The organism is Undibacterium sp. Ji83W (genome assembly GCF_049340385.1).
GTDB lineage: Bacteria > Pseudomonadota > Gammaproteobacteria > Burkholderiales > Burkholderiaceae_D > Undibacterium.
In genome coordinates this window covers 251,119-277,572 of record NZ_JBMPOZ010000006.1, presented here as the reverse complement: position 1 = coordinate 277,572, position 26,454 = coordinate 251,119, and the positions used below count along the sequence as shown (strand labels likewise).

Below are 26,454 nucleotides of genomic sequence, written 5' to 3'. Positions count from 1 at the left end.
TTTATATCACTCAATAAGGAATCATCATGAGTACTATTACAAACAATGACACTGGTAGTTCAATTTTCCGTCCCGCCATCGTCCTGCTCGCCGGGCTGACACTGGTGGTTGGCGTTATCTATCCCTATGCGATGACAGGTCTGGGCAAGGTAATTTTTAACGATCAGGCAGAAGGCAGCCTCATCGTACAGGGTGGCAAGACTGTGGGTTCTTCCCTGATAGGCCAGTCTTTCTCGTCGCCAAAATACTTCTGGGGCAGACCGTCTGCGACTGGCCCTATGCCGAACAATGCCCTGGCATCCAGCGGTTCCAATTTTGGTCCCACCAATGTGGCGCAATTTGACGCCATCAAAGGCAGGGTCGAGGCATTGAAGGCGGCAGACCCTGGCAATACGGCAAAAATCCCTGTCGATCTGGTGACGGCATCGGCCAGTGGGCTTGATCCTGAAATCAGTCTGGCGGCTGCCAATTACCAGTTGGCCAGGGTGGCACGCGAACGTAAGCTGCAAGAGTCGCAAGTCAAGGCTATCATAGACCAACTGGCGCAACAGCCTGCTTTGGGTCTGCTGGGCGAGGCCAGGGTGAATGTGCTGGCTTTGAATCTGGCACTGGATAAGCTCTCCAAGTAATCAAGTAATTCAAGATAAGAAGTACAAGAAAAACCGATATGGCCACTAATAGCGAACAACGCCCTGACCCTGATGTCTTGCTTGCCCACGTGCAGGAGCAAGAACGCCGGGCTACGCGTGGCAAGCTGCGTATCTATTTCGGTGCATCCGCTGGCGTAGGCAAGACCTACGCCATGCTGACTGCCGCCCGCAAGCTGGTGGCCGAGGGCCAGCAAGTATTGGTCGGTGTCATAGAAACCCATGGCCGTGATGAAACCGCTGCCCTGGTCGATGGACTGGAAGTCTTGCCACCCAGGGCCATCGCCTACCGCGACAAGACCCTCAGTGAATTTGACATAGACACTGCGCTGGAGCGCAACCCGCCATTGATCTTGATGGATGAGCTGGCGCATTCCAATACTGTCGGTTCACGCCATCCCAAACGCTGGCAAGATGTGGATGAATTGCTGAGTGCCGGTATTGATGTGTATACCACCGTCAATGTCCAGCATCTGGAAAGCCTGAATGACGTGGTCGGTGGTATCACCGGCATACGCGTCAATGAAACCCTGCCCGACAAGGTGTTTGATGAGGCTGATGAAGTCGTACTGGTGGATATTCCGGCTGACGAGTTATTGGCCCGGCTCAAGTCTGGCCGCGTCTATAAGCTGCAACAGGCAGAACGGGCGGCCAAGAATTTTTTCCGCAAAGGTAATCTGATCGCCTTGCGCGAGCTGGCCCTGCGCCGTACTGCCGACAGGGTAGAAGATGATGTACAGGCCTATCGCATAGAAAAATCCATAGGCACGATCTGGAAGACCGACGCCGCCCTGATGGCCTGCATAGGCCCACATGGTGATGCTGACCACCTGGTGCGTAGTGCTGCCCGCCTGGCCAGCCAGATGAATGCAGAATGGCATGCCGTGTATGTAGAGACACCGCAGTTGCAAAGGCTGCCATCGGCGCAGCGTGAACGGATTTTGAAAACCCTGAAGCTGGCGCAAGACCTGGGGGCTTCGACAGCAGTATTGACTGGCAAGGACATTGCACTGGCTATCGTTGACTATGCCCATAGCCATAATTTTTCACGCATAGTCCTGGGACGCAGTAAAGCAAGCAAATGGCGATTTGCCTGGCATCAAACGACGCATCTGCATGATATTGCGGCCTATGCACCCGATCTGGATTTGATTGAGGTTGGACAAAGCCGCACTAGTGCTACCGATAATGATCATGAAAAAAATGCAGCGTCTGGCAGTGCCAGTGAGCTGCCCAGTCCACGCATACCCGCACGGCATTGGCGTTATGTTTACGCGGTGCTGGCCAGTGCTGCCACCGGCCTGATTGCTACACCCTTATTTGAGGTATTCAATCTCGTCAATATTGCCATGCTGTTTTTATTGACGGTGGTGCTGGTGGCCGTGAAATTCGGGCGTGGCCCTTCGGTACTTTCCACCATTGTTGGTATCGCTGTATTCGATTTCTTTTTTGTGCCACCGCGTTTTTCTTTTGCGGTCAGCGATTTGCAATATCTGATGACCTTTGCCGTCATGCTGCTGGTGGGTTTGATTACTGGTCATCTGACTGCTGATTTGCGTTATCAGGCCAGGGTGGCATCCCACAGGGAATCGCGGGCGCGTGCCTTGTATGAATTCGCCCGTGACTTATCCGGGGTTTTATTGGCAGAACAGATTTCAGAAACCACTCAGCTCATCATACAAAGAGCCTTCCGTGCCCAGGCAACCCTGTTGTTACCGGATGATAGCGGGCATTTGCTGCCTCCCAACAATACGGTGAGCGGCCTGGACATGGGCATCGCACAATGGGCTTTCGACAAGGTGGAAGCAGCAGGCATAGGCACAGACACCCTGCCCGCCAGTAATTTCTTTTACCTGCCGCTGGTAGCACCCATGCGTACCCGTGGTTTGCTGGCGATACAGCCAGAGAGCAAACGCTGGATCATGATCCCCGAGCAAAGGCAGCAACTCGATACCTTCGCCGCCCTGGCGGCGATAGCGCTCGAACGTGTGCACTATATCGAGGTCGCGCAAGATGCCCTGATTCACATGGAATCTGAGCGCCTGCGCAATTCCCTGCTGGCTGCGCTGTCGCATGACTTGCGCACGCCGCTGACTTCGCTGGTAGGCATCTCGGAATCACTGGCCATGTCCAAACCCGCACTGGCAGATGCGCAACTGCATATGGCGCAGGCCCTGCGTGACGAGACCCTGCGCCTGTCTGCCCTGGTGACCAATCTGCTTGACATGGCAAGGATAGAAAGCGGTGAAGTCAAACTGAATCTGCAATGGCAGACTTTTGAAGAAGTGGTCGGCACTTCCCTGCGCATCTGCAGTACGCAATTGCAAACACATAAAGTGGAAACCAGGCTGGAAGCGGCTTTGCCCCTCATCAATTTTGATGCCGTGCTGATAGAGCGGGTATTGTGCAACCTGCTGGAAAATGCCTGCAAATATACGCCAGAAAATTCACTTATCACGATCTCGGCAGAACTCAATGGCAGCATGCTGGAAGCCAAGGTCTATGACAACGGGCCGGGTTTGCCAGCCGGGCGTGAAGAAGCCATATTTGAAAAATTTACCCGCGGCGAACGCGAATCTGCCCTGCCCGGCGTTGGCCTGGGGCTGGCAATTTGTCGTGCCATTATTGCGGCCCACAAGGGCAGCATGCATGCTGGACATTCGCCCGATGGTGGAGCCTGCTTTGTCTTCACCTTGCCCCTGGGTACACCACCAGCGATGCCAGACCTGGAAGAATAATCAGAAACAAAAAAATGAATACAACTAACCAAGCAATGCCAGTTGCCCTCCTGGTGGAAGATGAGCCGCAAATCCGTCGCTTCGTCCGCAATGCGCTGGAAGAAGAGGAATGGCAAGTCCACGAATCAATCAACCTGCAACGTGGCCTGGTGGACGCCGGTACGCGCCAGCCTGACCTCATCATTCTTGACCTGGGCCTGCCAGACGGCGACGGCATCGATTTCATCCTGGATGTGCGCAAATGGTCTAACGTACCCATCATCGTCTTGTCTGCCCGCGTCAGTGAACAGGACAAGATCAAGGCATTGGATGCCGGTGCCGACGATTACCTCAGCAAACCTTTTGGTGTCGGTGAATTGCTGGCGCGCGTACGCGCCACTTTCCGGCGTCAGCGCCAGCCTGGTGTCAATCTGGATGGCATCGTCCAGTTTGGTGATGTCAAGGTCGACATGAAAGCCCGCCTGGTTACCAAGGCCGGGGCGATGGTGAAGCTGACACCGACAGAATTCCGGCTGCTGATGGTGCTGGTCACCAATGTTGGCCGTGTCGTCACCAACCCGCAATTATTGCGCGAAGTCTGGGGGCCCAGCCATTCCGAAAGCGGTCATTACCTGCGCATCTACATGGGGCATTTGCGACAGAAACTCGAAGATGACCCGGCGCAGCCGCGTTATTTGTTGACGGAGACAGCCATAGGCTATCGCCTCCTGCTCCCAACTTAAAACCACATAGCCTATTTGAATAACTGGCAGCAGCCTTTGCTTGCCGGTGGGACTTTTGCATCCTTAAATTTTGCAAATACTTTTTTGAGAGGACTCAAATGAAAAAACTCATCATGGCAGCAGCCATCAGCACCGTCTTTTTTGCAGGATACGCCAGCGCAGAAGATGCCAAGCCTGAGCATGAAGTCAGCTTCAATGCAGCAGTGACTTCTGACTATCGTTATCGCGGCATTTCGCAAACACGCCTGCAGGCAGCATTGCAGGGTGGTGCTGACTATACTCATAACCCCAGCGGCTTTTATATCGGCACATGGGCATCCACCATCAAATGGACCAAAGATGCCGGTGGTGGTGGTGATGTAGAAATTGATCTGTATGCCGGCAAGCGCGGTGAGGTGACTAAGGACATCAGTTATGACGTCGGCGTACTCAGCTATGTCTATCCATCAAATGGACTGGCTGTAAGTGCCAACACGACAGAAATTTATGGTCAGCTTTCTTATGGCCCGGCCTATGCCAAGTATTCACATTCCGTGACTAACCTGTTCGGTTTTGCCGACAGTAAAAATAGTGGTTATCTGGATCTGGGTGCGAACGTGGAAATGGCCACTGGCCTGACACTGAACCTGCATGCCGGTCGCCAGCAAGTGAAGAACAATGGCGCTTACAGTTATACAGACTGGAAGCTGGGCCTGACAAAAGACTTTGGCATAGTCACAGGTACAGTAGCCGTCATCGGCACCAATGCCGGTGAAGTCGCTTATGCATCGCCAGCCAATGGCAAGTTCCTGGGCAAGACAGCGTTGGTCGTCACGGTTAGCAAAACGTTCTGAATAAGTCCTGATTAACATTGTAGGGTGTGCCATGCGCACCGTTTCCCTTGTCAAAATTGTGTGAGTGTACGAGAAATGGTGCGCATGGCGCACCCTACAAAACTCAGGCCTCGTTTTTTGATTGGCTTTATTTGTAAATATGGAACAAGGCAATCACGGCAAATAGATTGCCCTGTAAAGCTGTGCCAGCGGCATATCATGCGCTTGATCAAGGTAAATGAATTTAATATGGGAAAGCTGTTGGGATAACTGGCTGACAAATTTCTGGCTTTGCATGCAATCGATTTTATCTACCGTGATCAGCACTGGTAAATCCTTATTTGTACTGCGTGCCAGCCTGATGCATTTATAGAGTTTCGCCTGTTTTTCCTTATTCCACGCATCCAGTTCTGTATGACAGATCAGCAGGTTACTGCAAGATAAAGCAATGGCTGCATCTGCATAAAATGGCTTGGGAATATCCATCACGATATCGTGGAAATCTGCGCACTCATGTGCCAGCTCTGCAGCTACTGCACAGCAAGAAAGTACGCTGGGCTTGGCCCCCGCTTTTATCTCCAGGCGTGCCCATGCACTATTCTCAGTTTCATTCCGATACTGGTTAGCCTGTTTTCTCTCGCAATTTTGCTTTAGCAGTAATACGTTTCTGCCTGCCAGTGCCCGGCGCTCAGCCAGTCTGGCGGCTGTGCTCAACTTTGCTGATGCAAAGTCTGCAGTCACTATCACCACAATCATGGCAGGTGTAATCCCGGGGAGAATTGCGCATGCATGCCAGCCAGCAGGTATTGTGTTGCCAGCATAATCAATATCAGGGCCAGCAACTTTTGCAAACTTGTGAGTAGCAATCCATAGTTCTTTTGGAGAAAATGCTGTTTACCCGGATGTGCTAAAAATACCTGCATGAAGTTGGTAAAGATAATCGCCAGCACGCATTCCATCAGCCAGCTATTTCTACTGGCTTGACATGGTAAGATTGAAGACAAGGATGCCGCAGTAAGTAAACAAACAGAGATGTTAAAACCCTGTTCAGTGACTTTTTTCATCGGCTTGATTCCCATGAATATGCAGATAGCAAATGCCAGCAATATCAGTCCAGAAATTATCTGTAATCTCAGGTCTTGTATCTGCAAATAGGCAAGCACGGCAAAGCCAGACAAAGTCATGCTGCTGTATGCAGCTAGAACAATAAATAGGCGTTTCATTGCGTACGGCATTCTGCTATCGCACATGTTCAGTGGCTGGCAAACACCTTGCTGGACAAGGCTTGCATGGCCTTGATCGTCATGGGATGGGCAGCAGGGTATTCACAGACTGACAAGCCGTGCTGATAGGCCTGATGAAAACTGCCACCGCAGAATAAGGGGTAGGGAAATAATTCTGCAGCGTCCAGCTTGCTGACGAAATCTTTTACCCTGGCCACTTTATCGGCAGCAGCCTGTACATCCCTGCAACTCATGACGACCAGAGTGCGCATGCGGGGGTTGTCTGTCTGCGCAAGCTGTATGCGCATGCTCAGCTCATGTTCATGCAACTGCTCCAGTTGATCAAGGTCGATGACCAGTATAGTGACATGGGCTGCCTGCAAGGCACTGCGGCTGCCCATGCAGTCGCGTGCTTCTGCATCAATGACGATATCCTGGTAATGAAAACCCAGGTTTTCCAGTTCAGCCTGCATGCCCTTGCCGCTGACTCTGCGCACGGTCACGGGTGTGCAGTCAGCCGTACGGCGACGGGCGCGGCTCCAGTCCAATGATGAATGACGGGCATCGTTATCAAGCAAGATGAGTTTGCTGCCTGACAGTGTTCGCAAGGTAGCGAGATTGTCGGCCACGATGGATTTGGCGCAGTCTCCCGCGCCATGTGCAATGGTGATGATCATATTGTGTATGGATGAAAATATTCAGCGCACCATGCGCAGGGTACGGATATTGTGGGTGACAGGGCTGGGCAAACTCCTGGCTTTGACGGGCAAAGGCAAATCGGTCAGTCTCTCCAGCTCATGCGCGAGCTTTATTTTTCCGGCCAGGGACATGGCTGTCATGGGCAAGCGCAGTTCTTCCTGTATCAAACCCTGCATCGCCAGTGCTGCCTTGACGGGTGCTGGATTGGATTCTGAAAACAACAGACGTATGAGATTCTGCATTTCAGCAAACAGAGCTTGCGCTTCGGGAAAATAATCAGCGCGCATGAGTTCATACAATTGCACAAACAGATCAGGCCTGACATGCGCCGCAGCAGAAATCGCGCCCTGGCCGCCCATGCTCAGTGTATCGAGCAACATGGCATCGTCACCGCATAAAACTTTCAGGTGACTGCAATTTACCAGACCCATCATTTGCGTGAGATTGCCACTGCTCTCTTTGATGGCGACGATATTCTTTTGCTTTTCCAGCGCGATGACGGTGCTGAGGTCTATATTCACCCCCGTCCTGGCGGGGACGTTGTACAGGACGATATCTTTCTCAGTCGCCTTGGCGATAGTTTCAAAATGCAGGCGCGCACCCTCTTGCGAAGGACGCAGATAAGACGGTGCACTGACTAAAAAACCCTGCAGATGCTGGTCATCATAGGCCTGCACTTTTTCTGTCAGCAAGCGCGTATCGCTGCCACTGATACCCATCAGCACAGGACAGGAATTTTTCGTCACTTCCAGCACGGCAGTCAGTAGTTGCTTTTGCTCATTTTCAGCCAGTGTTGCAGCTTCGCCGGTAGTGCCGCAGACCACCAGGCCGTGTATGCCTGCAGCCATCAATTGCGTAGCCAGTTGCTGTACTTTATCCAGTTCAGGTTTGCCATTTTTAAACGGCGTGACGAGCGGAACCCAGATGCCTTCATAGATAGACATAGTATGCTTTTTAAGAAAAGGTAAATTAGTCGGTGTAGTTAAATCAGGCCGCCAGCAGCGGTGTGATTTTTCCGAATTCAGCTTGCGGTAGAGCGCGCATGATGTGGCTGATGATGGTGTCGACCGAGGACTTGCTCAGGCACAGCCATACCTTCATTTTGCTGGCATGGTCTATCGGTTTGACGCGCATGAACAAGACCAGCTCACCGCAGGATTTGAGTATCAGATGACGTAATTCAGTAATGCTGGCTGAGTCTACCGTGATACGCATGACGAAATCATTTTGTACTAATTTCGCTGGCGTTTTATAGGTGATCAAAGGCTGGTGCAGGGCATAAGCAGTTTTGCGTTCGCGATTATTTTCAAATAAAAATTTTTCGCGTTTGCAGGATGTTAAGACGTCTGAATAATTTTCAGTGGTATAGGCGTGGTCTGGGTGCTGATTCATCGTAATCTCGTGTTGTTTGACACAAAACAAGATTAGCAGTCGCGGCGTAAATATTCTCTAAAAAATAGGGGTGAAAATCGTAAACATGATGTAAATTCTTTTCATGTGCGTGTTACCTCTTGTGCTTTTACTCTTTCGCTTCATTGAGCAATTGCGTCAGGGTTTCATGCAAACTCTCTGCCTGTATGGGCTTGTGCATCAATATCAGTCTGGCTGCTTTTGCATCACCTGACAATTGGGGCGAGGCATCACCAGTAATCAGTATTGCAGGAATATGATGATTGAATTCTTCGCGCAGATTGGCGATAACGTTGATGCCGTTTTCATTGAGTTTCAGACGATAATCACAGATCAGCAAATCAGGAATCTTGATTTCTTCGCTGCATAGTGCCAGCGCGTCAGCACCTGTGGTAGCGGTGATGACGCGTGCATCCCATCGCTCCAGCAAGGCGCGCATGGCCGTCAGTATGCTTTCATCATCATCAATCACGACAATCAGGGCTTGCAGCAGGGAGGCGCTGTTGCTGGCCTTGCTGCGGCCATGCTTGTCTGTCAATTCCTGGCTGGCAGCGAGTGGCAGGCTGATGGCAAATGTCGAGCCCTGGCCAGGTTGCGATTGTAATTTGATGGGGATATGCAAGAGACGCACCAGTCTTTGTACGATAGCGAGGCCCAATCCCATGCCTGCGGTGCTGCGTCTGGATTCTGATGTTGACTCTACCTGGAAGAACTCTTCAAAGATGGTTTCCTGGTCATGTTTTGAAATGCCTATGCCGGTATCTTCAACTGCGATTTGCAACTGCTGGTCAAACTCCATGCATCTTACTACGACCTGGCCATCTGGAGTGTACCGTAGCGCATTGGCAATCAGGTTGCGCAGTATCTGTTCGACCAGGTCGGCATCACTATTGACGATGGCCATGCTGTGATGGATTTCAAAATGCAGGCCCTTGGCTATCGCCTGGGGAGTGAATTCCACGTCGAGTTTGCCGAGCACTTCGGCAATCGCAAATTCCTGTAATTGTGGTTCGACGATTTGCGCATCGAGGCGTGACAGGTCCAGCAGATTCGCAAACATGTCATCCATGGTACGTGCGCAGTTTCTGAGGTTGTTCACGACAGGGCGCACAGCGGCTGGCAGCTCAAAATTAAACAAGGCACCGAGATAAAGATTCAGCGCATGCATGGGTTGGCGCAAATCATGGCTGGCAACGGCCAGGAAGCGTGTCAGCTCGCTTTGTTGCGCTTCTTGCCGCTTGTTCACTTTCAGCAAGGCCTGGTTGATTTTTTCGAGTTCTTCTTTTTGTGCCTGTATTTCCACAGTCCTCAATCTGATTTCAGTTTCCAGTGCGCACTTCTGGCGTTTCAGGGCGCGCACATGCCAGGTATAAGCCGCAGTAATGATAGCCAGGGCTAGCAGGGTCAACGTCAGCCAGAACCAGATGTCTTGCCCATGGGGTGATATTACGCCAGCTGCTGGCGCGGCCGCACTGGCCACTTGCCAGGGGCAAGCCAGCATGGCAAAGACTGTTAGCAGGCGGTTGCGGAAATTAGACATCTTGAGTACATGCGGGGCAAATAAGATGAAATAAGTCCTCAGTATACAGTCTTGAGCAAAATTCCTGCCCTGAATGCAAAAAAGCCCCGCATTGTTATCCAATGCGGGGCTTAGCTCGATAGTAGCGTGGCTATTTTTAGTATAACCAGAGTTTGTCAGCATCGAGTTGCAGGTAATACTCACCTGGACTGAGTTTGAATGGCGAATACGCCCGCAAGCCGCCTTCTGTCTGGCCAAACAGGCATTCCCAGCGGTCACCCAGGTACATGCAGGTAGTCAATGGCAATTTGATGGCATTTTCGGTATGGCTGTCGGTAATCTTGACTTTTTCCAGACGGATGATGGCGGTGACTTCTTCGCCAACATTCTTGCCGCGTACGATGGCTTTCAATTGTTCGCCATTGACGCTGATGGTGGCGGTGTCGCCATTGCGCTGGACGAGCTTGCCTTTGAGTTTGTTATTGCTACCCATGAATTCTGCAGTGAACAGGGTATCCGGCGTTTCATACATGCTTTGCGGCGTACCTTGCTGTTCTATTACGCCATTGTTCAATAACAGGATGCGGTCAGATATCGCCATTGCCTCGCCCTGGTCATGCGTCACCATCAATGCAGACAAATTCAGCCTGACGATCAGTTCACGCAAGAAGGCACGTGCTTCTTCACGCAGCTTGGCATCCAGATTGGACAAGGGTTCATCCAGCAATATCACTGGCGGGTTGTACACCAGCGCACGGGCAATCGCCACACGCTGTTGCTGGCCGCCTGACAATTGATGCGGGAAACGTTCACCCAGATGACCCAGACCCAGTTGACCCAATACATCCTTGACCTTGTCGTTGATTTCGCTGGTGCCCAGTTTACGCAGCTTCAAGCCGTAAGCGACGTTATCAAAAACAGTTTTATGTGGCCACAGGGCATAGGACTGGAATACCAGGCCCAGGTTGCGCTGTTCTGCCGGTACTTCCAGACCTTTGCTGCCATCAAAAATGGCGCGTTCACCCAGCGTGATGGTACCAGTCTTGGGCGATTCCAGTCCCGCGACTGCGCGTAACAGCGTAGTCTTGCCGCTGCCCGAAGGGCCAAGCAGGGCGACTACCTCGCCACGCTGCAAGTTCATCGACACCCCTTTGAGGATGGGGTTGGCCGTGGCACCGGAACCGTATTCCAGGGTTAAATTTTGTACGCTTAATTCAGACATAGTGTGCTCTCGTATAATTTTTTAAGGCTATGTAATGTTTTGTTCTTGCTGCGCTATCAGTGGCTGGCTCAATGACTCAGTTTCACGCCAAAGCGCAGGGCCAGACCCAAACCTATGGCAACCAGGGTGATATTGATGAAGGACAAAGCCGCCACCAAATCAACAGAACCACCCGCCCACAGCGAAACGATCAATGCGCCAATGACTTCCGTGCCAGGCGACAGCAAATACACGCCAGTTGAATATTCACGCTCAAAAATCAGGAACACCATCAGCCACGCGCCCAGCAAACCAAACTTGACCAGTGGCAGGGTCACGTCACGCGTGACCTGGCCACGGCTGGCACCAACGGCGCGCGCTGCTTCTTCCAATTCAGGGCCAACTTGCAGCAAGGCTGTGGAAATCAGACGCAGGCCATAGGCCATCCATACGACTGAATAAGCAATCCATACCGAGAAAATGGTGGAACGCAGGGCGCGCATTTGCGGGATGACGTTTTCTATCAGCCAGATACAGAAGGCATTATCAAAACCCTTCAGACCACCTTCCAGCCAGCTGGGTACAAACAGGAACACCCACAGGAAAGACAGGCCAGCCAGCAAACCTGGAATGGCACGTGGCACCAGCACACTGTAATCGAGCAGGCGGGTAATGCCGTCCGGCTTCCTGTGCATCGCCAGCGCAATGCCAGCATAGCAAATCACAGCCAGTGCACCACCGATGATGCCTATCAACACAGTATTGAAGATACCGCGCATCAGCGAAGGTTGTTCCAGGATATCCCTGAAATGCTGCAGGGTGATCACATCGGCCAGCTTGACACCTTCACCCCAATAAGAAACAAAGGCACGCAGGACGATGCCGGACAGTGGCAATACGATAGTGAAGATCAGCCATGCAGCCAAAACAGCAAAAGCCAGCCATTTCCATTTGCCCAGTGGCAGTGGTTTCTGGCGTGAACCCTTGCCCTTGATCGACACATATTTATTGGCTGACTTCAACAACCAGCGCTGTACCATCACCAGTGGCATGGTCACGGCGACCAGGCAGACTGCCGCTGCCGCCATCAGGTGATAAGACGGGGTGCCCAGTTTATTGGTCAGCTTGTACAGGTAAGTCGCCAGCACCAGATGGCCTTCCGGGTCGCCCAGCACCAGCACCAGGCCGAAGACTTCGAAGCCCAGGAAGAACACCAGCACAGCAGCAAAGGCCAGTGCTGGCATGATCATGGGCAGGGACACATGCATGGCAACCTGGAAAGGCGAGGCACCGGCTACCCGTGCTGCTTCTTCGACGTCCGAGCCCAGGCTCTTCAGGGCAGCAGATGAATACAGGTAAACGTGTGGCACATGAGTCAGGCCAGCGATCAGGACTATGCTGAAGAAGGAATAAATATTCCATGGTTCAACACCCGTCATTTGCTTGACCCACAGGGTATAGAAACCTACCGGCCCCATGGATACGACATAACCAAAGCCCATCACCATGGGCGAGACAAAGATAGGTACCAGCAACATCGGCTCTATCCAGCTACGACCTGGCAAGTCGGTACGTATCATCAGGAAGGCCAGCAAGGCACCCAGCGGGACGGCAATGCCAGCCAGGCCAGATGCCAGGATAAGGCCATTCCAGAATGCCTGGCGGAAATCAGGATCATCAAAGATGAAGCGATACGAATCCAGTCCCAGTTCTTTTACCGGCGAAAAGAAGGGGGCATTTAAAAAACTCTGGAACAGGATCAGTGACAGCGGCGTAAAAATCGCCAGCAGCGTCAGGGTCACAACCAGGCCACGCGGCCAGTTGAATTGCGACCACCGGCTGCGCGGAGGTAGACTCAGGGTGCTCATGCTTAGCCCAATATCAAGGGTTGAGATTCATTCAGGATGCTAATAGCCAGAAAGGCTGTGCGGGGTAAATGTCCCGCAGGAAGAGCCGGTAGACATCGTGCCGTTTGAAACCGGCACGATGCCCTCAGACTTATTTTTTGCCTGCAGCTTCTTTCCATTGTTTCAGGAAAGCGAGGCGTTTGTTTTGATCAAGGTATTGCAACAACATCGGGTTCACCGGTAAAGGCTTGAGGCCTATGCCTATCAGTTTTGCCAGGTCAGAATACGTGGTTTCACCCTTGACATCAGCTCGGATAGCATACAGCTTGGCTTCATTGGCAATCATGGTCTGGCCGCGTTTCGACAGGGTGTAATCCAGCCACAGCTTGGCAGCATTCGGATGCTTGGCGGCTTTGCTGATGAACATCACGCGTGACAGCACCAGTGTGTAATCTTTCGGGATTTGTACGCCTATTGACGGGTCTTTGGCGGCACGTACCAGGGCGTAAGAGCCGAGGATGTTATAGCCCAGCAGGTTTTCGCCGGAGGACAGGCGCTCGAGCATGGTGCCGGTAGAAGACTGCACGCGCACGGCGGCATTGCCAAAGGCTTTGGCCAATTCCCAGAACTCCTTGTTTTCACGGCTATCCTGGGTAATGAACATGAAGCCTACGCCAGATTTTTCGATATCGTAAGTGGTGACCTTGTTCTTGAATTTATCCAGCTTGCTGTTGATCAGTTTGGCAAATTCTGCATGGGTCTTTGGCACTTCATCGGCACTGACCAGGCGTTTGTTATAAACGAAGACAGCTGGTTCAAACGTCGTGCCGTAAGCAGAATTATTCCAGATCGCCCATTGGGGTATGCCGCTGATTTCTGGCGAGGCATACACCATGCCATAACCATCGGAGACCAACTTGGTTTGCAAATCCATGGCAGAAGACCACATCAGATCAGCGCTATTACCACCAGCCGCCATTTCCGAGATATAGCGGTTATACACTTCGGTAGAATTCATGTCATTGTATTCAACCTGCACATCCGGATACATGCTGCGGAAATCCTTGATCAGCGGTTCCACAGCCTTGGTATCGGTGGCGCTATAGATAACCAGCTTGCCTTCTTTTTTTGCGCCATCGACGATCTTGCTGTAGTCAGCTGGATAACCGGCGGGTGCCTGTGCCTGGGCATTCAACATCATGATGCTGCCAACAGCAATGGCAGCCATGCTTTTAACGAAGTAATTTTTTGCTTGCATTTGTCTTCTCCTGTTATTGCTTATTTATCAGTTTATTGTTGCGTTCTACGAAGTAATACGGGCTTGCTACTGGCAGCTGCGATGTGATCTGTGAAATCCGTTCAACGCACCATGCCAAATTCTTTTGCTTGCAGGCGGTAATTCGCGACTGCTTTTTGTATGTAATCAGTCAGTTCCTTGCCTGTCATGGCGAAGGGGAACAAACCATGGATTTTTCTTTGTTCATCAAAGGCTGGAGTATTCATGGCATGCTGGAAATAGCTGACCCACTTTTGATAATCCTTGTCGCTGACCTGTGGACCCATATACACGCCACGGATAATTGGCCAGGTCACGTCAAAGCCCTGTTCGCGTGCGGTAGGTACATTCGCCAGCGGGCCGGGCAGGCGGGCATCGGACAAAATGGCCAGCACGCGTATCTTGTCATCACGGGCATGCAGGCTGGCTTCAGAGGCATCACCGGATACTGCCTGCACATGGTCGGCCAGCAGGGCTGTGAAAGATTCGCCACCGCCTTCAAAAGCCACCAGGCGCATGGTTTTGGAATCTATGCCTGCCTGTTTGCCTATCTGCGCCATCTTCAGCCAGTCCTGGCTACCGACCGTGCCACCGGCACCAATGGCGATATTGGCAGGCTTGCTTTTGATGGCATCCATCAATTCACGCAGGTTTTTGTAAGGGGAATCCTTGCGCACTGCGATCATGCCGTAGTCAGTACCGATAGCGGCCACCCAGCGTACATTGCTGGCATCAGACTTGCCGAACTTGCCTTCTGCCAGATTCAGCAGAGAACCGCCGGAATAGGCAACCAGGGTATTTCCTTCGGCTTTTCTCTGGGAAATGATGGTAGTCCAGGCGATAGCACCTACACCACCAGGCAGGTAATTGATTTGCATGGGCTGACTGGCCGTTGCCGCTTGCGCCAGCTTGCAGGTCAGGTCCATGCCACCGCCGGGTTTGGCCGGGACTATGCAGGTGGCCGTTTCATGCTTTTCTGCTGCTGGTTCCGGCTTGGCGGCAACCGCCTGCAGGCTGGCCAGCAGGCTGCAGAGCAGGAAAGTCAGATTGGCAGGCCGGATATGCATGTTAAGACCATAGGCTAAAGGGTTACATGGATCATACCGAAATGAAACTTTCAGTAGGCTTTCACAAAATGTGGGTCTATTGAACTGCAACTGTAGCTTACCGCAATATCACGCCATTTTTACCAACGATGGTCAACTCTACAAAATGCGAGCCATCATGGTCCTTGGGGCCATAGCTGACTTCCACCCCGCCCAGATCGACATTGCGCATGCTTTCCAGTGCCTGCAGCAATTTCTTTGAGTCTGGATTATTACCGGCACGACGCAAGGCTTCGGCCATTAATTTGGCGGCAACATAACCTTCCAGTACAGCATAGGACAAAGGCGGCGGATTTTTGCTGGATTTCAGCACTTTTTGTAATTCTTTGACGACAGGTATGCCTATGTCACGTGGATAAGGCATGACTTGCATGACACCTATGCCGCGCCCTTCTGCCCCCAAAGACTTGAAGAAATCATCGGAATTGACATTCGAGAGCATCAAAAATTGCGGTCTTTGCCCCAGTTTTTGCATTTGCCGGATGAAGTCAGCGCAGGCTGCCGGTGTACATGCCATCAATACCGCTTGCGGGGACGCTGCCGCGATACTGGCAACGGCTGCATCGACTTTCATTTCTTTTCTATCGTATTTGGCGATGACAGTAGCGCGCATATTGCGCTTTTCCAGATTGCTGACAAAGCCATGCAGGCCATCTTTGCCAAAGCTGTCATCCTGATGCAGGATGGCGACCTTGCTGATACTCAGGTCTGCCAGCGAGAGCACCATCTTGGCCGCCTCATCCTGGTAGCTGGCCCGCAGATTGAATACCTGAGGCTGAAGGGGCTGATGCAGGCTTTGTGCACCGGAAAAAGGGGCAATCAAAGGTATTGCATATTTGTCCAGCAGCGGCAGGATGGCTTCTATGGTAGGGGTGCTGCGGTAACCAAACAGGGCAATCGCATGGTCTTCATTGATGAGTTTCAGGGTATTTTCTTTGGTCAGCGCAGGATCGCGCTTGTCGTCATAGCTGATGAATTCTATGCTTTTGCCATGGATACCACCCTGGCGGTTGAGTGCATCAAAATATAATTGCGCACCTTCGCGGTTTTCCTTGCCGGTAGCCTGGCCGGATAATTCTACGGACTGGCCTATGACAATTTTACCTTCTGCGCTGGCGAGGGCTGGGCAGATAAAACAGGCGAGCAGGAAGAAACTGAGGCGTAAGGGCTTCATGATGGTAGTCTCCGGATTTTTTTTTGTAAGGGAGCATAGAGCCGGGGAGCTTTCAGTTTGCTTGCAATGATTGGGCTTTTGGGAGATTTTTGATGCGTGAATATCCGCGCGTTGGGTGCATTGGGACAACCTTATTAACGTCATTCCTGCGTGCTTTTGGCAGGAATCCAGCGGCTGGCGCTCCAGTGGCGTTCATTGCATTGCCGTACTTTGATTAAAACGATTAGCCTTCGTAGAACCATGCCGGGTCTCGGCCCGGCAGCCGAAATACTTTCTTTGCGTCGCCAAAGAACGTATTCAAAGAAAGGCGACCCAGGCGTAGTCGCCCCTGCGGGGTCCCCGTTTATGCAGTACAAAAAATGGGAAGATCCGAAACTCGCTCCCCTTGCAGGGCGCACAATCGCTTGCAAGCGATTGCCGTTACGCAGGCGTGGTGCATGCACCACGAAACCCCAGCTACACCTCAAACAGCGGCTCTTCTTAATCCATTTTCTGTACTGCACAAACGGCGCCTACACATGGGAACTGCGAAAGTCAAAAGCAACCCCAAAGTCAAAGGCAACGTCAATGCAACCTCTATCCAGATTGCGCTTTACATTGCGGCCCAACAAATCAAAAGGGACGCTTACGCGTCCCTTTGTCGTCAGAAAATGCTGCTACAACTTAAACACACTCACCGTCTGCACCAGCGCCTGCGATTGTTCCTGCAAGCCTTCGGCAGCGGCAGCTGCCTGTTCTACCAGCGCAGCGTTTTGTTGGGTCATTTCATCCATCTGGGTAATGGCGAGGTCGATTTGTTCTATACCTGTGCTTTGTTCGACGGTGGCGGTGACGATTTCTGACATGATGTCGGTGATGCGTTTGACGCTGGCGACGATGTCTTTCATGGCTTTGCCGGCATGACCAGCCAGTTCGTTACCGGCATCGACCTGTTCTACGCTGCTGCCTATCAGACCCTTGATTTCCCTGGCGGCGGTGGCGCTGCGCTGGGCCAGGTTACGGACTTCGGCGGCGACTACGGCGAAGCCGCGGCCTTGTTCGCCAGCGCGGGCGGCTTCGACGGCGGCGTTCAGGGCGAGGATATTGGTCTGGAAGGCGATGCCATCAATAACACCGATAATTTCAGAGATTTTGCGGGAACTGATATTGATGGCTTCCATGGTATGGATGACCTGGTCGACGATGCCACCGCCTTCGGTCGCCACCTTGCTGGCATCGTTGACGAGTTGATTGGCTTGCCTGGCGCTGTCAGAATTTTGTTTGACCGTGCCTGTCATCTGTTCCATTGACGAAGCGGTTTCTTCCAGGCTGGAGGCCTGGGTCTCGGTACGTGCTGACAAATCCACATTGCCCCTGGCAATATCATGGGTGCCATTATTGATGTTCTCTATGCTGTCCCTGACGTTGCCGACTATGCCTATCAGGCTGACGCGCATGTCTTCCAGCGCCTGTAACAGACGCCCGGTTTCATTGTGACCATTGGGGTCAGCGGGAAAGCGCAGGTCACCACTGGCGATATGCTGGGCCACCACGATGGCCTGTTCCAGCGGTATGCTGACTGAGCGTGCAATTGCCCTGGCAAACAGGCCTGCCACGCAGATCAGTGCCAGCATGGAAATGATCATGGTCCATCTGAGCTGGTAAAAATCGCTGATGCGCTGATCCAGTATGCCGTGCAATTCCTTGGTCGCATCAGCATTGAGCTGGAATTGCGTATCGATGGCTCGGGTAGCCACTTGCACATAGTCGACAGATGAAAATTCCAGTGCCTCGGCCTTGGCAATTTTTTCAGTGGCCAGTTTCATCGCGCCTGTGGCCTGCCCTATGGCTTCTTTCATCACGGCACCGAGTTTTTTCTCGATATCAGGATTGCTGAGCACGGCCTTATTGAAAGAATTATTCATTTGCTGGGTACGGTCCTGGGAACGGGCGATAAGGTCAGACACCACCATCTTGTCTTCCAGCGTGGCTTCTTTTTTGGTCAGCAGGCCCGCACCTTTGGCACGCATGCGCCCCAGTTCTTCAGTCAGATAGGGCTGGATGTAGTACATCGCCTGTATCAACTGATAGCTATCTATATTGGGATCAAGGCTGAGACCGTAATAGTCGCCGATAAGGTCATTTACCAGCAGCAGTTTGGGTACCAGGGCGCTATGCGCCTGGTAACTGGCAGGTACAGCGATACTGGCTTTGGTCACCTGTTCACGCAGGGTATTCCAGTCTTGTTCAGCCTTGTTCCAGGCATCGGTGATGGCTTTGTCATTGATGGTTTTGACAATGGCTGCCATGCCAGAATATGAAGCGTCGGCTTCTTTTTGCTTGGCTTCACGTTTGTCTTTTTCGCTGGCAATACCACCCAGTACCAGCGCTGACAATCCCCGGTGCTGCTGTGTCAGTTGCACCGTTTTGAGTATCAGGGTCATGGCTGGCAGCCCTTGTTTCTCTGCCAGTGCAGCATCCAGGTTTTTGGATGATTCAAGGTAATACAGGGCGGTTGGTATGGCTGTCAAAATCAGCGCTATCACACTCAATAGTACAAATTTTTGCCATAGCAATAACTTTGTCAATATCGATGTCATTCCAGCCTCCTGTTATGCAATCTATAAGATTTTCTTGTTAGGCAGAAAGTTTATAAATTTATCTTAGGTCAAGCCCGCTTGGAATACGATGCGTTTATTGAAAGCTGTGCATTTTTCTTGTCAGAAATAGTTACAGAAATAGTGACGCGTTTGTATCATGCTGGTAGCCTAGCGTGTATCTGGATCGAACAGGCTGTGTATGCGCATACTTTTAGTTGAAGATCATATCGAGTTGTCCCACTGGCTGGCCAAGGCCTTGCGTGATGCCCACCTGACTGTGGAAACCGCCATGAACGGGGCTGATGCCGATGCGCTTTTGCATACCCAGGAATACGCCCTGGTCATCCTGGATCTGAGTTTGCCCAAGATGGATGGCATGGATGTGCTGAAGCGTATGCGTGCACGTGGCAGTAAAACTCCGGTATTGATTTTGACTGCCCGTGGCGGCCTGAATGACCGGGTGCAGGGTTTGAATTCTGGTGCGGATGATTATCTGCCCAAGCCTTTCGAACTGGCCGAACTGGAAGCGCGCGTCAAAGCCTTGCTGCGTCGTGCCCAGGGCAATGAAGCCGTGACCCTGACTTGCGGTGCCCTGAGCTTTGATACCGTAATACGGCAGTTTCATTATGAAGGCCTGCCACTGTCATTGACCCCGCGTGAATACGCAGTGCTGGAAACCCTGATCAGTCGCCCCGGCCAGGCCGTATCCAAGGACAAGCTGTTCGATGAAGTGTTTGCCCTCGATGACGATGCCAATCTGGATGCGATAGAAATCTACATCCACCGTCTGCGCAAAAAACTCGATACGGTCAGCACCGGCAAAGTTGTCATCGTCACCCTGCGCGGCATAGGCTATTTGCTGGAAGCACGCTGATGGCCAGGCCTTATCGACTGGGGAGTTTGCGCGGGCAGTTCTTGCGCTGGTTATTGATACCCCTGGTCTTGCTGGTGGCGCTGAATGCTTTTTCCGTGTACCGCAATGCTCTTGATGCTGCGGACCTGGCGTATGACCGATCGCTGCTGGCTTCGGCGAGGGCGCTGGCAGAGAGAGTGCAAATCGTCGATGGCAAAGTAGTGGCAAACGTCCCTTATGTCGCGTTGGACAGTTTTGAAACTGATACCCTGGGACGTTTGTATTACAAGGTCACCGGCGTCAATGGTGAGTTTGTTTCTGGCTATGAAGACCTGCCCGATTTACCCAAGAATGTACCGCGTTCAGAAATCTACCCTGCCCTGGTGCATTTCTTTCACGCCGACTATCAGGACCAGGCCGTGCGCATCGCTGCCTTGCACCAGCCCGTGTATGACGATCAGATGCGTGGCATAGCCCTGATAGAAGTGGGTGAAACCATGGATGCGCGGCGTGGCCTGTCACGTAAAATCCTCATCGATACCCTGCTGCGCCAGGCGGCACTGGTGCTGGCGGTAGCGCTCATGGTCTGGGTGGCTTTGCGTTTTGTACTCGCCCCTATCATGCAATTACGCGCAGATGTAGAGGCGCGCGAGCCGACTGATTTGTCCGGCTTTGACCCGAATGTCGTGCACAAGGAAATACGTCCGTTGGTGAATGCCATGAATGCCTATATGGAAAGGCTGCAGACCCTGATCAACGGGCAAAAGCGTTTCATCGCCGATGCCTCGCACCAGCTACGCACTCCCCTGACGGTATTGAAAACCCAGGCAGAACTGGCGCTACGCGAAAATGATGCGGTAGCCATGCGCCAGATCGTCGCCAGCATTGCCCAGACTACCGATGCCACGGTCCATCTGGCAAATCGCTTGCTGACACTGGCGCGTACCGGCCATGGTGCGGTAGTGGCAGAGCTGGAAGATATCTTGCTGAACCAGTTGACGCAAGAGGTGTGCCTGGAACTGGCCATGCCCGCCGTGCGCAAACAAATAGACCTGGCGCTGGAAGCCGATGAAGACATCCCCTATCGCGGTAACACTTTGCTGCTGCATGAAATGCTGAGTAACCTGCTGGACAATGCCATACGCTATACCCCGGAAGGTGGCCGCATTGTCTTGCGTGTGTATCAGCAGCATGGCCAGGCGCATATCGATATTCAGGACACAGGGCCAGGCATAGCAGAAGCCGAACGTGAAAAAGTATTCGAGCCTTTTTACCGTGCTTCTGCCAGCTCAGTCGCCAATCCCGGCGGTACTGGCTTGGGGCTGTGTATTGTGCATGACATTGTCAAATTGCATAGTGGTGACATCAGTCTGTCAGATACCGACTTGCAGACTGAGGCGGGCATTGTTGGACCAGGCCTGCGTGTTCATATCCGTTTCCCTATAGTCACCGGAGTGGTGTAGCATACTCGGTAGTAGTATGTAAAATTCATCTCATCCCTATTGATGAAATGAGTTCTAGGTCCAGGAAACTCAGGTACACCATCACTAAGGAGCATTTTCATGGCAGATACTCCCCCACTGAAAATAGTGCAAGGCACGGCTTTAAATGAACAGCAAAAGAAAGACTTGTTACACCGCCTGGCCAGGGTAGAAGGGCAATTGCGCGGTGTGCAAAAACTGATTGCCAAAGCCGCAGTGCCTGCGGATTGTGAGGCGGTAGCACAACAGATGTCAGCAGCACGCAAGGCGCTGGACAGGTCTTTTGTGACTTTGCTGACCAGCGCAGTGGTCACCCATGCAGAAAAGGCAGAGACGACAGAAGAAGCCATCGCCAGTACCCGGCGTCTGGCGTCTTTACTGGAAAAATTCGCCTGACCATGATGCACTAAACAAAAACGCTAACCAAAACAAAGCGCCGCATGTTCATTCTGGCTACAGTAGCTACAACTGAGCATATGCGCAGACTCTGGCAGCCTGCGTGGCTGGGCTTGTGCCTGTTGTTGGCGACCTCCCTGTTCGCTTCAAGTCCGGGCATGGCGACAGAGACGGTAAAGCAGGAAAAGCTGGTCTTGCTGATACGAGAATTGCGCAATGAAGCTGGTGACATCGTGCCCATACGTGATGAAATCCGCCAACTGCTGAATTATTTTGAACATCAGCTGCAAATCAAATTTGAAATTCGCCGTTACCCCTGGACGCGCTTGCTGGTCAATGCCAGGACTGGTGAGGGTATCGTTTTTGGCCTCTCAAAAAACCGTGAGCGTTTGCAGACTTATCAGTTTTCAGAAACCATTTATGCGAATTATGTCTGGCTGGTAACACGCAGCGATGCCACATTCGCCTACAACAATATGCTCGATCTCAAAGGCAAGACCGTCGGCGTCATCCGTGGCACCAGTTACGGTGATGAATTCGACAGCCAGCGCAATGTCTTGTTCCAGGTAGAAGAAGATGTAGGTTCACACGGCGCACGCCTGAAAAAACTCATCAATAAAAGAATGGACGTGATGATCTTTGGCGATCGCCGTGCCCAGGCAGACGAGGTCGAACAATTATTGATACGCACCTTGCGCAAAGAATCCAGCACCAGCGATAAAAGCCTGGAGCAGGCATTCAAAGTCTTGCCCAAACCCATGCTGGTCGATGAATTGCATTTCGCAGCCGCTGGTGTGCAATATGAAGAATGGATACGAAAGCTGAATGCAGCGATACTGGCAGGCAGGAAATCTGGCGAGATCAACCGTATACTGATCAGTGACAAATAAACGGTAGGTCTATGCCGCCATATGGCGTGCCTGCCTTTGTGGCAAAGCCTTTGCCACTACTTCCCTGGCGGCTTCTTTCCTGGTCTGTCTTTGTGGTGCTGATGGATCAGCTTTGTTGCCTTGCTTGTGTATGGCTTGCCCGGCATAGTCCTGCGAAGCCGCAGCTTGCACTGCTTCACTACTTGCACCATGTACTTCCAGCAGCCACTTGTTAACCAGTGCCGCCAGTTTGTCGAGGGCGATGCGGTGCGTTGCATCAGTATTGACGAACAGCCAGTCTGACAAGGCCATGAAGTTTTCAAAGGCGGTGTCTGCCAGTATCAAAGGCAGGCTGTGTGAAAAACGTCCTGAATTGGCAATCATGTCCCAGTAACGGGCAAACCTGATCAGCCTTTGCATGTCACCGAAGGCGATGTCTTTGTTGGCCAGGATGGTGTAAGGCGGTTGCGGATCAAAAGCCAGTTGATAGGCTTCAGTGTGTCGGATAATCGGTGTGCCGCGCAGACGTTTTAAAATACCGAACTGGATTTCATGCGGGCCCAGGGCCACCAGCTTGTTAAAGCCAGTGGCAAAGCTCTCCATGGTTTCACCCGGCAAGCCAGCGATCAAATCCACATGCAGATGCGCATGTGAATGCTCGCACAGCCAGCGTATGTTCTCGGCGGCTTTTTCATTATTTTGCTTGCGGCTAATGAGAGCCTGCACATCGGTATTAAAACTTTGTATGCCTATCTCGAATTGCAGGCTGCCTTCAGGGAATTTTTGTATGCCCTCTTTCAAGGCATCGGGCAAATGATCGGGCACCACTTCAAAATGGGCGAACACAGGGTCATGCGGTGCAGCCTCCAGTTTATCGAGGAAGAACTGCATGATCTTCAAACTGGTTTTGATATTCAGGTTGAAAGTGCGGTCAACAAACTTGAACAGGCGGGCGCCACGCTGGTACAGCACTTCCATCTCTTGCAGGAACTGGTCGATATCAAACGGCCAGGCCGTCTTGTCGAGTGCCGACAGGCAGAATTCACATTTGAAGGGACAACCGCGTGAAGCCTCTACATATAGGGTGCGGTGACGGATGTCCTGGTCGCTATACAAGTGGTAAGGCAATTGTATGTCGGCCATAGGCGGTTGCAGACCCGCATGCACTTTCATCAGTGGTTGCGGGCCATGCAGTATCTGCTGGCACAGGGCAGGGAAACTCACATCACCCCAGCCGGTAATCACATAATCCGCCAGCCTGATAATTTCCTGATCGCCGGTTTCATGCGATACCTCGGGGCCGCCGAGTATCACCACGACATCCGGTGCCACCCGTTTCAGGACAGCGACGATTTGCGTGGTTTCAACGACGTTCCAGATATACACCCCAAAGCCGACGATGAATTTTTCACCAGGCTGGCGCAGTGCCAGGATTTTTTCGACGATATCTGTACTGCGCGCACCGGTGACAAATTCCTGTATCCGCGTGACTGGCTGTAATTCACCCATATTCGCAAGCAAATAGCGCAGCCCCAGAGAAGCATGGGTATAGCGGGCGTTCAGGGTGGTCAGCAGGATAGTCATGGTGCGAAAGGCGGGAGCAGCTAAAGTCGCTATTGTACCCCTCAACTGCAGGCATCCTGCCATGATTACTGTGCGTCGCTGCATTCTTGCAAAGCCAGACGGTCGCGCATAGGCTGGTGATGAAACTTACTTATCTGGCACTGTATGCCTCAGGCTTGATTTAGCCCAACTGTATAGATACTGCGTGTATGCAATTACTAATTACTACTTATGACAGCATCAGACTCAGTCAGTCAGGGCAGCAGTCAGCATAACGATAGTTGCCAGTATTTGAGCAAAAACGATAGCGGTGATCATGTGTATTTCCTTGGTTGATTAAAAACAAGTTCATGATAAAAGAAGCAAACTTGTTAATCCAATCACATGATCAGATGTCTGTTATATGAAATGTGAATGTCACCATTAAGTCATATTTCCAATTCACATGGATGTAATGTCGCATCCCTTCCTCACTCTCCGGCACGAAGCCAGGCAGCCAAGCATATATACAGGTTGGTAGCATAGGTCGGCAGCCTTTGTTTTCGCGTCGCTCTTCCATGTCTTGCCGGATAGTGCCAGTACTTGTCCAGGCTAAAGCCAGCCCGTCAGCATGCTTTCAAGCCGTTTTTTCTCATCAAATTCTTCGCCATAAAAAACGTTGGAGAGGTGTTTTTGACACTTCAATCTCAGTTTCCTGCATTTCGTCGCATGCCCCTCGCGGATTGACAGCGCAAGCTCTAAAGTACACACATCAACCAACCACAAAGAGGAAAACGAAATGAAAAACACATTCAACAACACATTTAAATCTGGCCTGATTCTGTCTACAGCATTGCTGACTGGCGCACTGGCAATCTCTGCTGCTTTTACCCAAGGCAAAGCTGAAGCAAGCATGAATATTGCCAGCGTGACTATCTCTGCAAAGCGTATGACTGAAGAACAAAAACTGGCATTTGATACAGCCCAGGATGGGACACAAACTGTATTGATCAGTGCTAAAAGAATGACTGCCGATGAAAAAATGGCGATGGACAGAGATGAACAATTTGAACGTCAGCAAGTGGCAGAAAAAGCCGCATCACGCAAACATGTTCAAGGCTGATCAAGATGTGTTTTTTGCGCGATAGTCATCGCCAAAACCACACGGGATGTCAGTATTTGCAAACGGCTTTTTTCTTGACGACAGCCCGTTTTTAAAACAAAGATTTTCGACTTCATTATCGACATAATACGGAAGTTTTTGTTTTGAAAATGGGCAGTGGAAATGAGTTCAGGGTCTGCTAAGCATCATCCTTATCCTGTAAATGCAGCGCTATAAAACAGCGCTGCATTTCTGCGTCTGTAAGCAGATGCAAGTCTTCATCATCCGCGCTGATGACGCCAGCGTTGACCAGCAATCTGATTTTGCTGATATCGCTTGCCTGTTTCAGTACCAAGCCCAAATCCTGTAGCGGCCCATCATGGCTGACCTGGTCTTTCAGTGCCTGCATGACGGCATCCGGGAAATCCCATTCTTTGGCAATGCGGTAAGACAGGATATGTGCCATATGCAAAAAACGCAGACGGAATTCTGTCGCCAGTGGCATGACCGGGGCCACCATGATTTGATCAAGGCTGCGAAAGGCAATGATCAAGCCGATGTTTTGCACCAGCCCTGCCAGAAAAGCATGAAAACCATCGAGACCACGTTCTTGTGCCAGCAGGCGGCATGCCTGCGCACATTTTTCTGACTGTTCCCAGATCAGCGGCGCGACCACGCATGTGATACGACCCGACTGTAGTTGTATCAACGGCCGGAAAGCTGTGCGCGCCACCAGCATGCGCAAGCCATTGATACCCAGCAGGCGTATGGCATTGTCCAGGTTGCTGATCTTGTCTGCCGGGCTGTAGTAAGAGCTATTCACTTCACTGATAACCTCAGCCAACAAGGTCACATCCCTGGCGATATGGCTGGCCAGTTCATCGACCGAGACATTTTCATTACGCAGGCTTTTCAGTAACTGTGGCAACACGCTGGGCACGCGTGGGATATGGCGGGTATTGCTGAAGTCCGCCCTTACCAGGCGATCAAGTGCGATCAGCAAAGGTTTTTCCGCTCCATGCTGTATCTGTTTACCGTATTCACCCAGCAGCCAGGGGTAGAAACGTGAATCAACATCAAAGCCCGCTTGCCAGGCCCCCTCTTCGGCCACGATGTCTTCCGGTGCGCTGAAGACGGTCACTGCCTGCAGTGACTCCACATCAGCGTAGGCTGAACCCAGGCCCAGTCGCGCAAGTAATCTGCGCACAAAGCTTAGCACCCGGCCTCCTGCTGATGGCAGCGATGAAAAAGCGTCGGG

The 26,454-nt window shown here is 51.8% G+C and carries 23 protein-coding genes; 9 read left to right on the top strand and 14 right to left on the bottom strand.

Annotated features, from left to right (window positions below):
* The first annotated feature begins 26 nt into the window (after positions 1–26).
* The 4 genes from kdpC to ACO0LD_RS13165 all read left to right on the top strand — a co-directional run bounded on the left by kdpC (position 27) and on the right by ACO0LD_RS13165 (position 4,940).
* Positions 27–629, top strand: a complete 603-nt coding sequence (kdpC, locus tag ACO0LD_RS13180) for a potassium-transporting ATPase subunit KdpC (protein WP_423007435.1) — start codon at positions 27–29, stop codon at positions 627–629.
* Positions 630–667: 38 nt separating this feature from the next.
* Positions 668–3,385, top strand: coding sequence for a two-component system sensor histidine kinase KdpD (gene kdpD, locus ACO0LD_RS13175; protein ID WP_423007433.1), 2,718 nt, complete (start codon positions 668–670; stop codon positions 3,383–3,385).
* A 14-nt stretch (positions 3,386–3,399) separates the two neighbouring features.
* A complete protein-coding gene (kdpE, locus tag ACO0LD_RS13170; RefSeq protein ID WP_423007431.1) occupies positions 3,400–4,107 on the top strand; it encodes a two-component system response regulator KdpE in 708 nt (235 codons plus the stop codon).
* Positions 4,108–4,205: 98 nt separating this feature from the next.
* Positions 4,206–4,940 (top strand): TorF family putative porin, encoded by a 735-nt coding sequence (locus ACO0LD_RS13165; RefSeq protein ID WP_423007429.1) that lies wholly within the window; start codon positions 4,206–4,208, stop codon positions 4,938–4,940.
* A 153-nt stretch (positions 4,941–5,093) separates the two neighbouring features.
* Here ACO0LD_RS13165 and ACO0LD_RS13160 read toward each other — a convergent pair whose 3' ends face one another.
* The 12 genes from ACO0LD_RS13160 to ACO0LD_RS13105 all read right to left on the bottom strand — a co-directional run bounded on the left by ACO0LD_RS13160 (position 5,094) and on the right by ACO0LD_RS13105 (position 18,953).
* Positions 5,094–5,675 carry a hypothetical protein gene (locus ACO0LD_RS13160; protein WP_423007427.1) on the bottom strand — a complete coding sequence of 194 codons (582 nt, stop codon included), beginning with the start codon at positions 5,673–5,675 and terminating at the stop codon, positions 5,094–5,096.
* On the bottom strand, positions 5,672–6,097 hold the full coding sequence (locus ACO0LD_RS13155) for a hypothetical protein (RefSeq protein WP_423007425.1): 426 nt from the start codon (positions 6,095–6,097) through the stop codon (positions 5,672–5,674). Before ACO0LD_RS13155 ends, ACO0LD_RS13160 begins: the two co-directional genes overlap by 4 nt.
* 74 nt (positions 6,098–6,171) lie before the next feature.
* The gene (locus ACO0LD_RS13150; protein WP_423007423.1) at positions 6,172–6,819 is read right to left on the bottom strand and encodes a hypothetical protein; all 648 of its coding nucleotides are present in this window, start codon (positions 6,817–6,819) and stop codon (positions 6,172–6,174) included.
* A 21-nt stretch (positions 6,820–6,840) separates the two neighbouring features.
* Positions 6,841–7,785, bottom strand: coding sequence for a 4-hydroxy-tetrahydrodipicolinate synthase (dapA, locus tag ACO0LD_RS13145; protein WP_423007421.1), 945 nt, complete (start codon positions 7,783–7,785; stop codon positions 6,841–6,843).
* Positions 7,786–7,828: 43 nt separating this feature from the next.
* Complete coding sequence (locus ACO0LD_RS13140) at positions 7,829–8,233, bottom strand: hypothetical protein (protein ID WP_423007419.1); 405 nt, start codon at positions 8,231–8,233, stop codon at positions 7,829–7,831.
* A gap of 127 nt (positions 8,234–8,360) precedes the next feature.
* Positions 8,361–9,791 (bottom strand): hybrid sensor histidine kinase/response regulator, encoded by a 1,431-nt coding sequence (locus tag ACO0LD_RS13135; protein ID WP_423007417.1) that lies wholly within the window; start codon positions 9,789–9,791, stop codon positions 8,361–8,363.
* 136 nt (positions 9,792–9,927) lie between these two features.
* Positions 9,928–10,992 carry an ABC transporter ATP-binding protein gene (locus ACO0LD_RS13130; protein WP_423007415.1) on the bottom strand — a complete coding sequence of 355 codons (1,065 nt, stop codon included), beginning with the start codon at positions 10,990–10,992 and terminating at the stop codon, positions 9,928–9,930.
* Positions 10,993–11,060: 68 nt separating this feature from the next.
* The gene (locus ACO0LD_RS13125) at positions 11,061–12,839 is read right to left on the bottom strand and encodes an ABC transporter permease (RefSeq protein ID WP_423007413.1); all 1,779 of its coding nucleotides are present in this window, start codon (positions 12,837–12,839) and stop codon (positions 11,061–11,063) included.
* Positions 12,840–12,969: 130 nt separating this feature from the next.
* Positions 12,970–14,076: an ABC transporter substrate-binding protein gene (locus tag ACO0LD_RS13120; RefSeq protein WP_423007411.1), complete on the bottom strand. Its 1,107-nt coding sequence runs from the start codon at positions 14,074–14,076 to the stop codon at positions 12,970–12,972.
* Positions 14,077–14,177: 101 nt separating this feature from the next.
* Positions 14,178–15,161, bottom strand: coding sequence for a Bug family tripartite tricarboxylate transporter substrate binding protein (locus ACO0LD_RS13115; protein ID WP_423007409.1), 984 nt, complete (start codon positions 15,159–15,161; stop codon positions 14,178–14,180).
* A 97-nt stretch (positions 15,162–15,258) separates the two neighbouring features.
* Positions 15,259–16,374 (bottom strand): ABC transporter substrate-binding protein, encoded by a 1,116-nt coding sequence (locus tag ACO0LD_RS13110; RefSeq protein WP_423007407.1) that lies wholly within the window; start codon positions 16,372–16,374, stop codon positions 15,259–15,261.
* A gap of 656 nt (positions 16,375–17,030) precedes the next feature.
* On the bottom strand, positions 17,031–18,953 hold the full coding sequence (locus ACO0LD_RS13105) for a methyl-accepting chemotaxis protein (RefSeq protein WP_423007405.1): 1,923 nt from the start codon (positions 18,951–18,953) through the stop codon (positions 17,031–17,033).
* Between the two features lie 199 nt (positions 18,954–19,152).
* Here ACO0LD_RS13105 and ACO0LD_RS13100 point away from each other — a divergent pair, with 199 nt between their 5' ends.
* The 4 genes from ACO0LD_RS13100 (at position 19,153) to ACO0LD_RS13085 (ending at position 22,573) form a co-directional block, all read left to right on the top strand.
* Positions 19,153–19,827 carry a response regulator gene (locus ACO0LD_RS13100; RefSeq protein ID WP_423007403.1) on the top strand — a complete coding sequence of 225 codons (675 nt, stop codon included), beginning with the start codon at positions 19,153–19,155 and terminating at the stop codon, positions 19,825–19,827.
* Positions 19,827–21,269 carry a sensor histidine kinase gene (locus tag ACO0LD_RS13095; protein WP_423007401.1) on the top strand — a complete coding sequence of 481 codons (1,443 nt, stop codon included), beginning with the start codon at positions 19,827–19,829 and terminating at the stop codon, positions 21,267–21,269. Before ACO0LD_RS13100 ends, ACO0LD_RS13095 begins: the two co-directional genes overlap by 1 nt.
* 99 nt (positions 21,270–21,368) lie before the next feature.
* Complete coding sequence (locus ACO0LD_RS13090; RefSeq protein ID WP_110254476.1) at positions 21,369–21,683, top strand: metal-sensitive transcriptional regulator; 315 nt, start codon at positions 21,369–21,371, stop codon at positions 21,681–21,683.
* Between the two features lie 80 nt (positions 21,684–21,763).
* Entirely contained in the window at positions 21,764–22,573 is an 810-nt protein-coding gene (locus tag ACO0LD_RS13085; protein WP_423007399.1) for a substrate-binding periplasmic protein, read from the top strand.
* Between the two features lie 9 nt (positions 22,574–22,582).
* Here the strand turns inward: ACO0LD_RS13085 and ACO0LD_RS13080 are convergent, their stop codons facing one another.
* Positions 22,583–24,136 carry a DUF4080 domain-containing protein gene (locus ACO0LD_RS13080; protein ID WP_423007477.1) on the bottom strand — a complete coding sequence of 518 codons (1,554 nt, stop codon included), beginning with the start codon at positions 24,134–24,136 and terminating at the stop codon, positions 22,583–22,585.
* 757 nt (positions 24,137–24,893) lie between these two features.
* Between ACO0LD_RS13080 and ACO0LD_RS13075 the strand changes: the two genes are divergently transcribed.
* Positions 24,894–25,217 (top strand): hypothetical protein, encoded by a 324-nt coding sequence (locus tag ACO0LD_RS13075; RefSeq protein WP_423007397.1) that lies wholly within the window; start codon positions 24,894–24,896, stop codon positions 25,215–25,217.
* A 178-nt stretch (positions 25,218–25,395) separates the two neighbouring features.
* On the opposite strand, the gene ACO0LD_RS13070 is transcribed toward ACO0LD_RS13075, so the two are convergent.
* Positions 25,396–26,403, bottom strand: coding sequence for an HDOD domain-containing protein (locus tag ACO0LD_RS13070; RefSeq protein WP_423007395.1), 1,008 nt, complete (start codon positions 26,401–26,403; stop codon positions 25,396–25,398).
* Positions 26,404–26,454 lie beyond the last annotated feature (51 nt).

Excerpts from the sequence above, each read along its gene's own strand:
- kdpC (WP_423007435.1), top strand. The coding sequence starts at position 27 with ATGAGTACTATTACAAACAATGACACTGGTAGTTCAATTTTCCGTCCC.
- kdpD (WP_423007433.1), top strand. The coding sequence starts at position 668 with ATGGCCACTAATAGCGAACAACGCCCTGACCCTGATGTCTTGCTTGCC.
- kdpE (WP_423007431.1), top strand. The coding sequence starts at position 3,400 with ATGAATACAACTAACCAAGCAATGCCAGTTGCCCTCCTGGTGGAAGAT.
- ACO0LD_RS13165 (WP_423007429.1), top strand. The coding sequence starts at position 4,206 with ATGAAAAAACTCATCATGGCAGCAGCCATCAGCACCGTCTTTTTTGCA.
- ACO0LD_RS13160 (WP_423007427.1), bottom strand. The coding sequence starts at position 5,675 with ATGATTGTGGTGATAGTGACTGCAGACTTTGCATCAGCAAAGTTGAGC.
- ACO0LD_RS13150 (WP_423007423.1), bottom strand. The coding sequence starts at position 6,819 with ATGATCATCACCATTGCACATGGCGCGGGAGACTGCGCCAAATCCATC.
- dapA (WP_423007421.1), bottom strand. The coding sequence starts at position 7,785 with ATGTCTATCTATGAAGGCATCTGGGTTCCGCTCGTCACGCCGTTTAAA.
- ACO0LD_RS13140 (WP_423007419.1), bottom strand. The coding sequence starts at position 8,233 with ATGAATCAGCACCCAGACCACGCCTATACCACTGAAAATTATTCAGAC.
- ACO0LD_RS13135 (WP_423007417.1), bottom strand. The coding sequence starts at position 9,791 with ATGTCTAATTTCCGCAACCGCCTGCTAACAGTCTTTGCCATGCTGGCT.
- ACO0LD_RS13130 (WP_423007415.1), bottom strand. The coding sequence starts at position 10,992 with ATGTCTGAATTAAGCGTACAAAATTTAACCCTGGAATACGGTTCCGGT.
- ACO0LD_RS13125 (WP_423007413.1), bottom strand. The coding sequence starts at position 12,839 with ATGAGCACCCTGAGTCTACCTCCGCGCAGCCGGTGGTCGCAATTCAAC.
- ACO0LD_RS13120 (WP_423007411.1), bottom strand. The coding sequence starts at position 14,076 with ATGCAAGCAAAAAATTACTTCGTTAAAAGCATGGCTGCCATTGCTGTT.
- ACO0LD_RS13115 (WP_423007409.1), bottom strand. The coding sequence starts at position 15,161 with ATGCATATCCGGCCTGCCAATCTGACTTTCCTGCTCTGCAGCCTGCTG.
- ACO0LD_RS13110 (WP_423007407.1), bottom strand. The coding sequence starts at position 16,374 with ATGAAGCCCTTACGCCTCAGTTTCTTCCTGCTCGCCTGTTTTATCTGC.
- ACO0LD_RS13105 (WP_423007405.1), bottom strand. The coding sequence starts at position 18,953 with ATGACATCGATATTGACAAAGTTATTGCTATGGCAAAAATTTGTACTA.
- ACO0LD_RS13100 (WP_423007403.1), top strand. The coding sequence starts at position 19,153 with ATGCGCATACTTTTAGTTGAAGATCATATCGAGTTGTCCCACTGGCTG.
- ACO0LD_RS13095 (WP_423007401.1), top strand. The coding sequence starts at position 19,827 with ATGGCCAGGCCTTATCGACTGGGGAGTTTGCGCGGGCAGTTCTTGCGC.
- ACO0LD_RS13090 (WP_110254476.1), top strand. The coding sequence starts at position 21,369 with ATGGCAGATACTCCCCCACTGAAAATAGTGCAAGGCACGGCTTTAAAT.
- ACO0LD_RS13085 (WP_423007399.1), top strand. The coding sequence starts at position 21,764 with ATGCGCAGACTCTGGCAGCCTGCGTGGCTGGGCTTGTGCCTGTTGTTG.
- ACO0LD_RS13080 (WP_423007477.1), bottom strand. The coding sequence starts at position 24,136 with ATGACTATCCTGCTGACCACCCTGAACGCCCGCTATACCCATGCTTCT.
- ACO0LD_RS13075 (WP_423007397.1), top strand. The coding sequence starts at position 24,894 with ATGAAAAACACATTCAACAACACATTTAAATCTGGCCTGATTCTGTCT.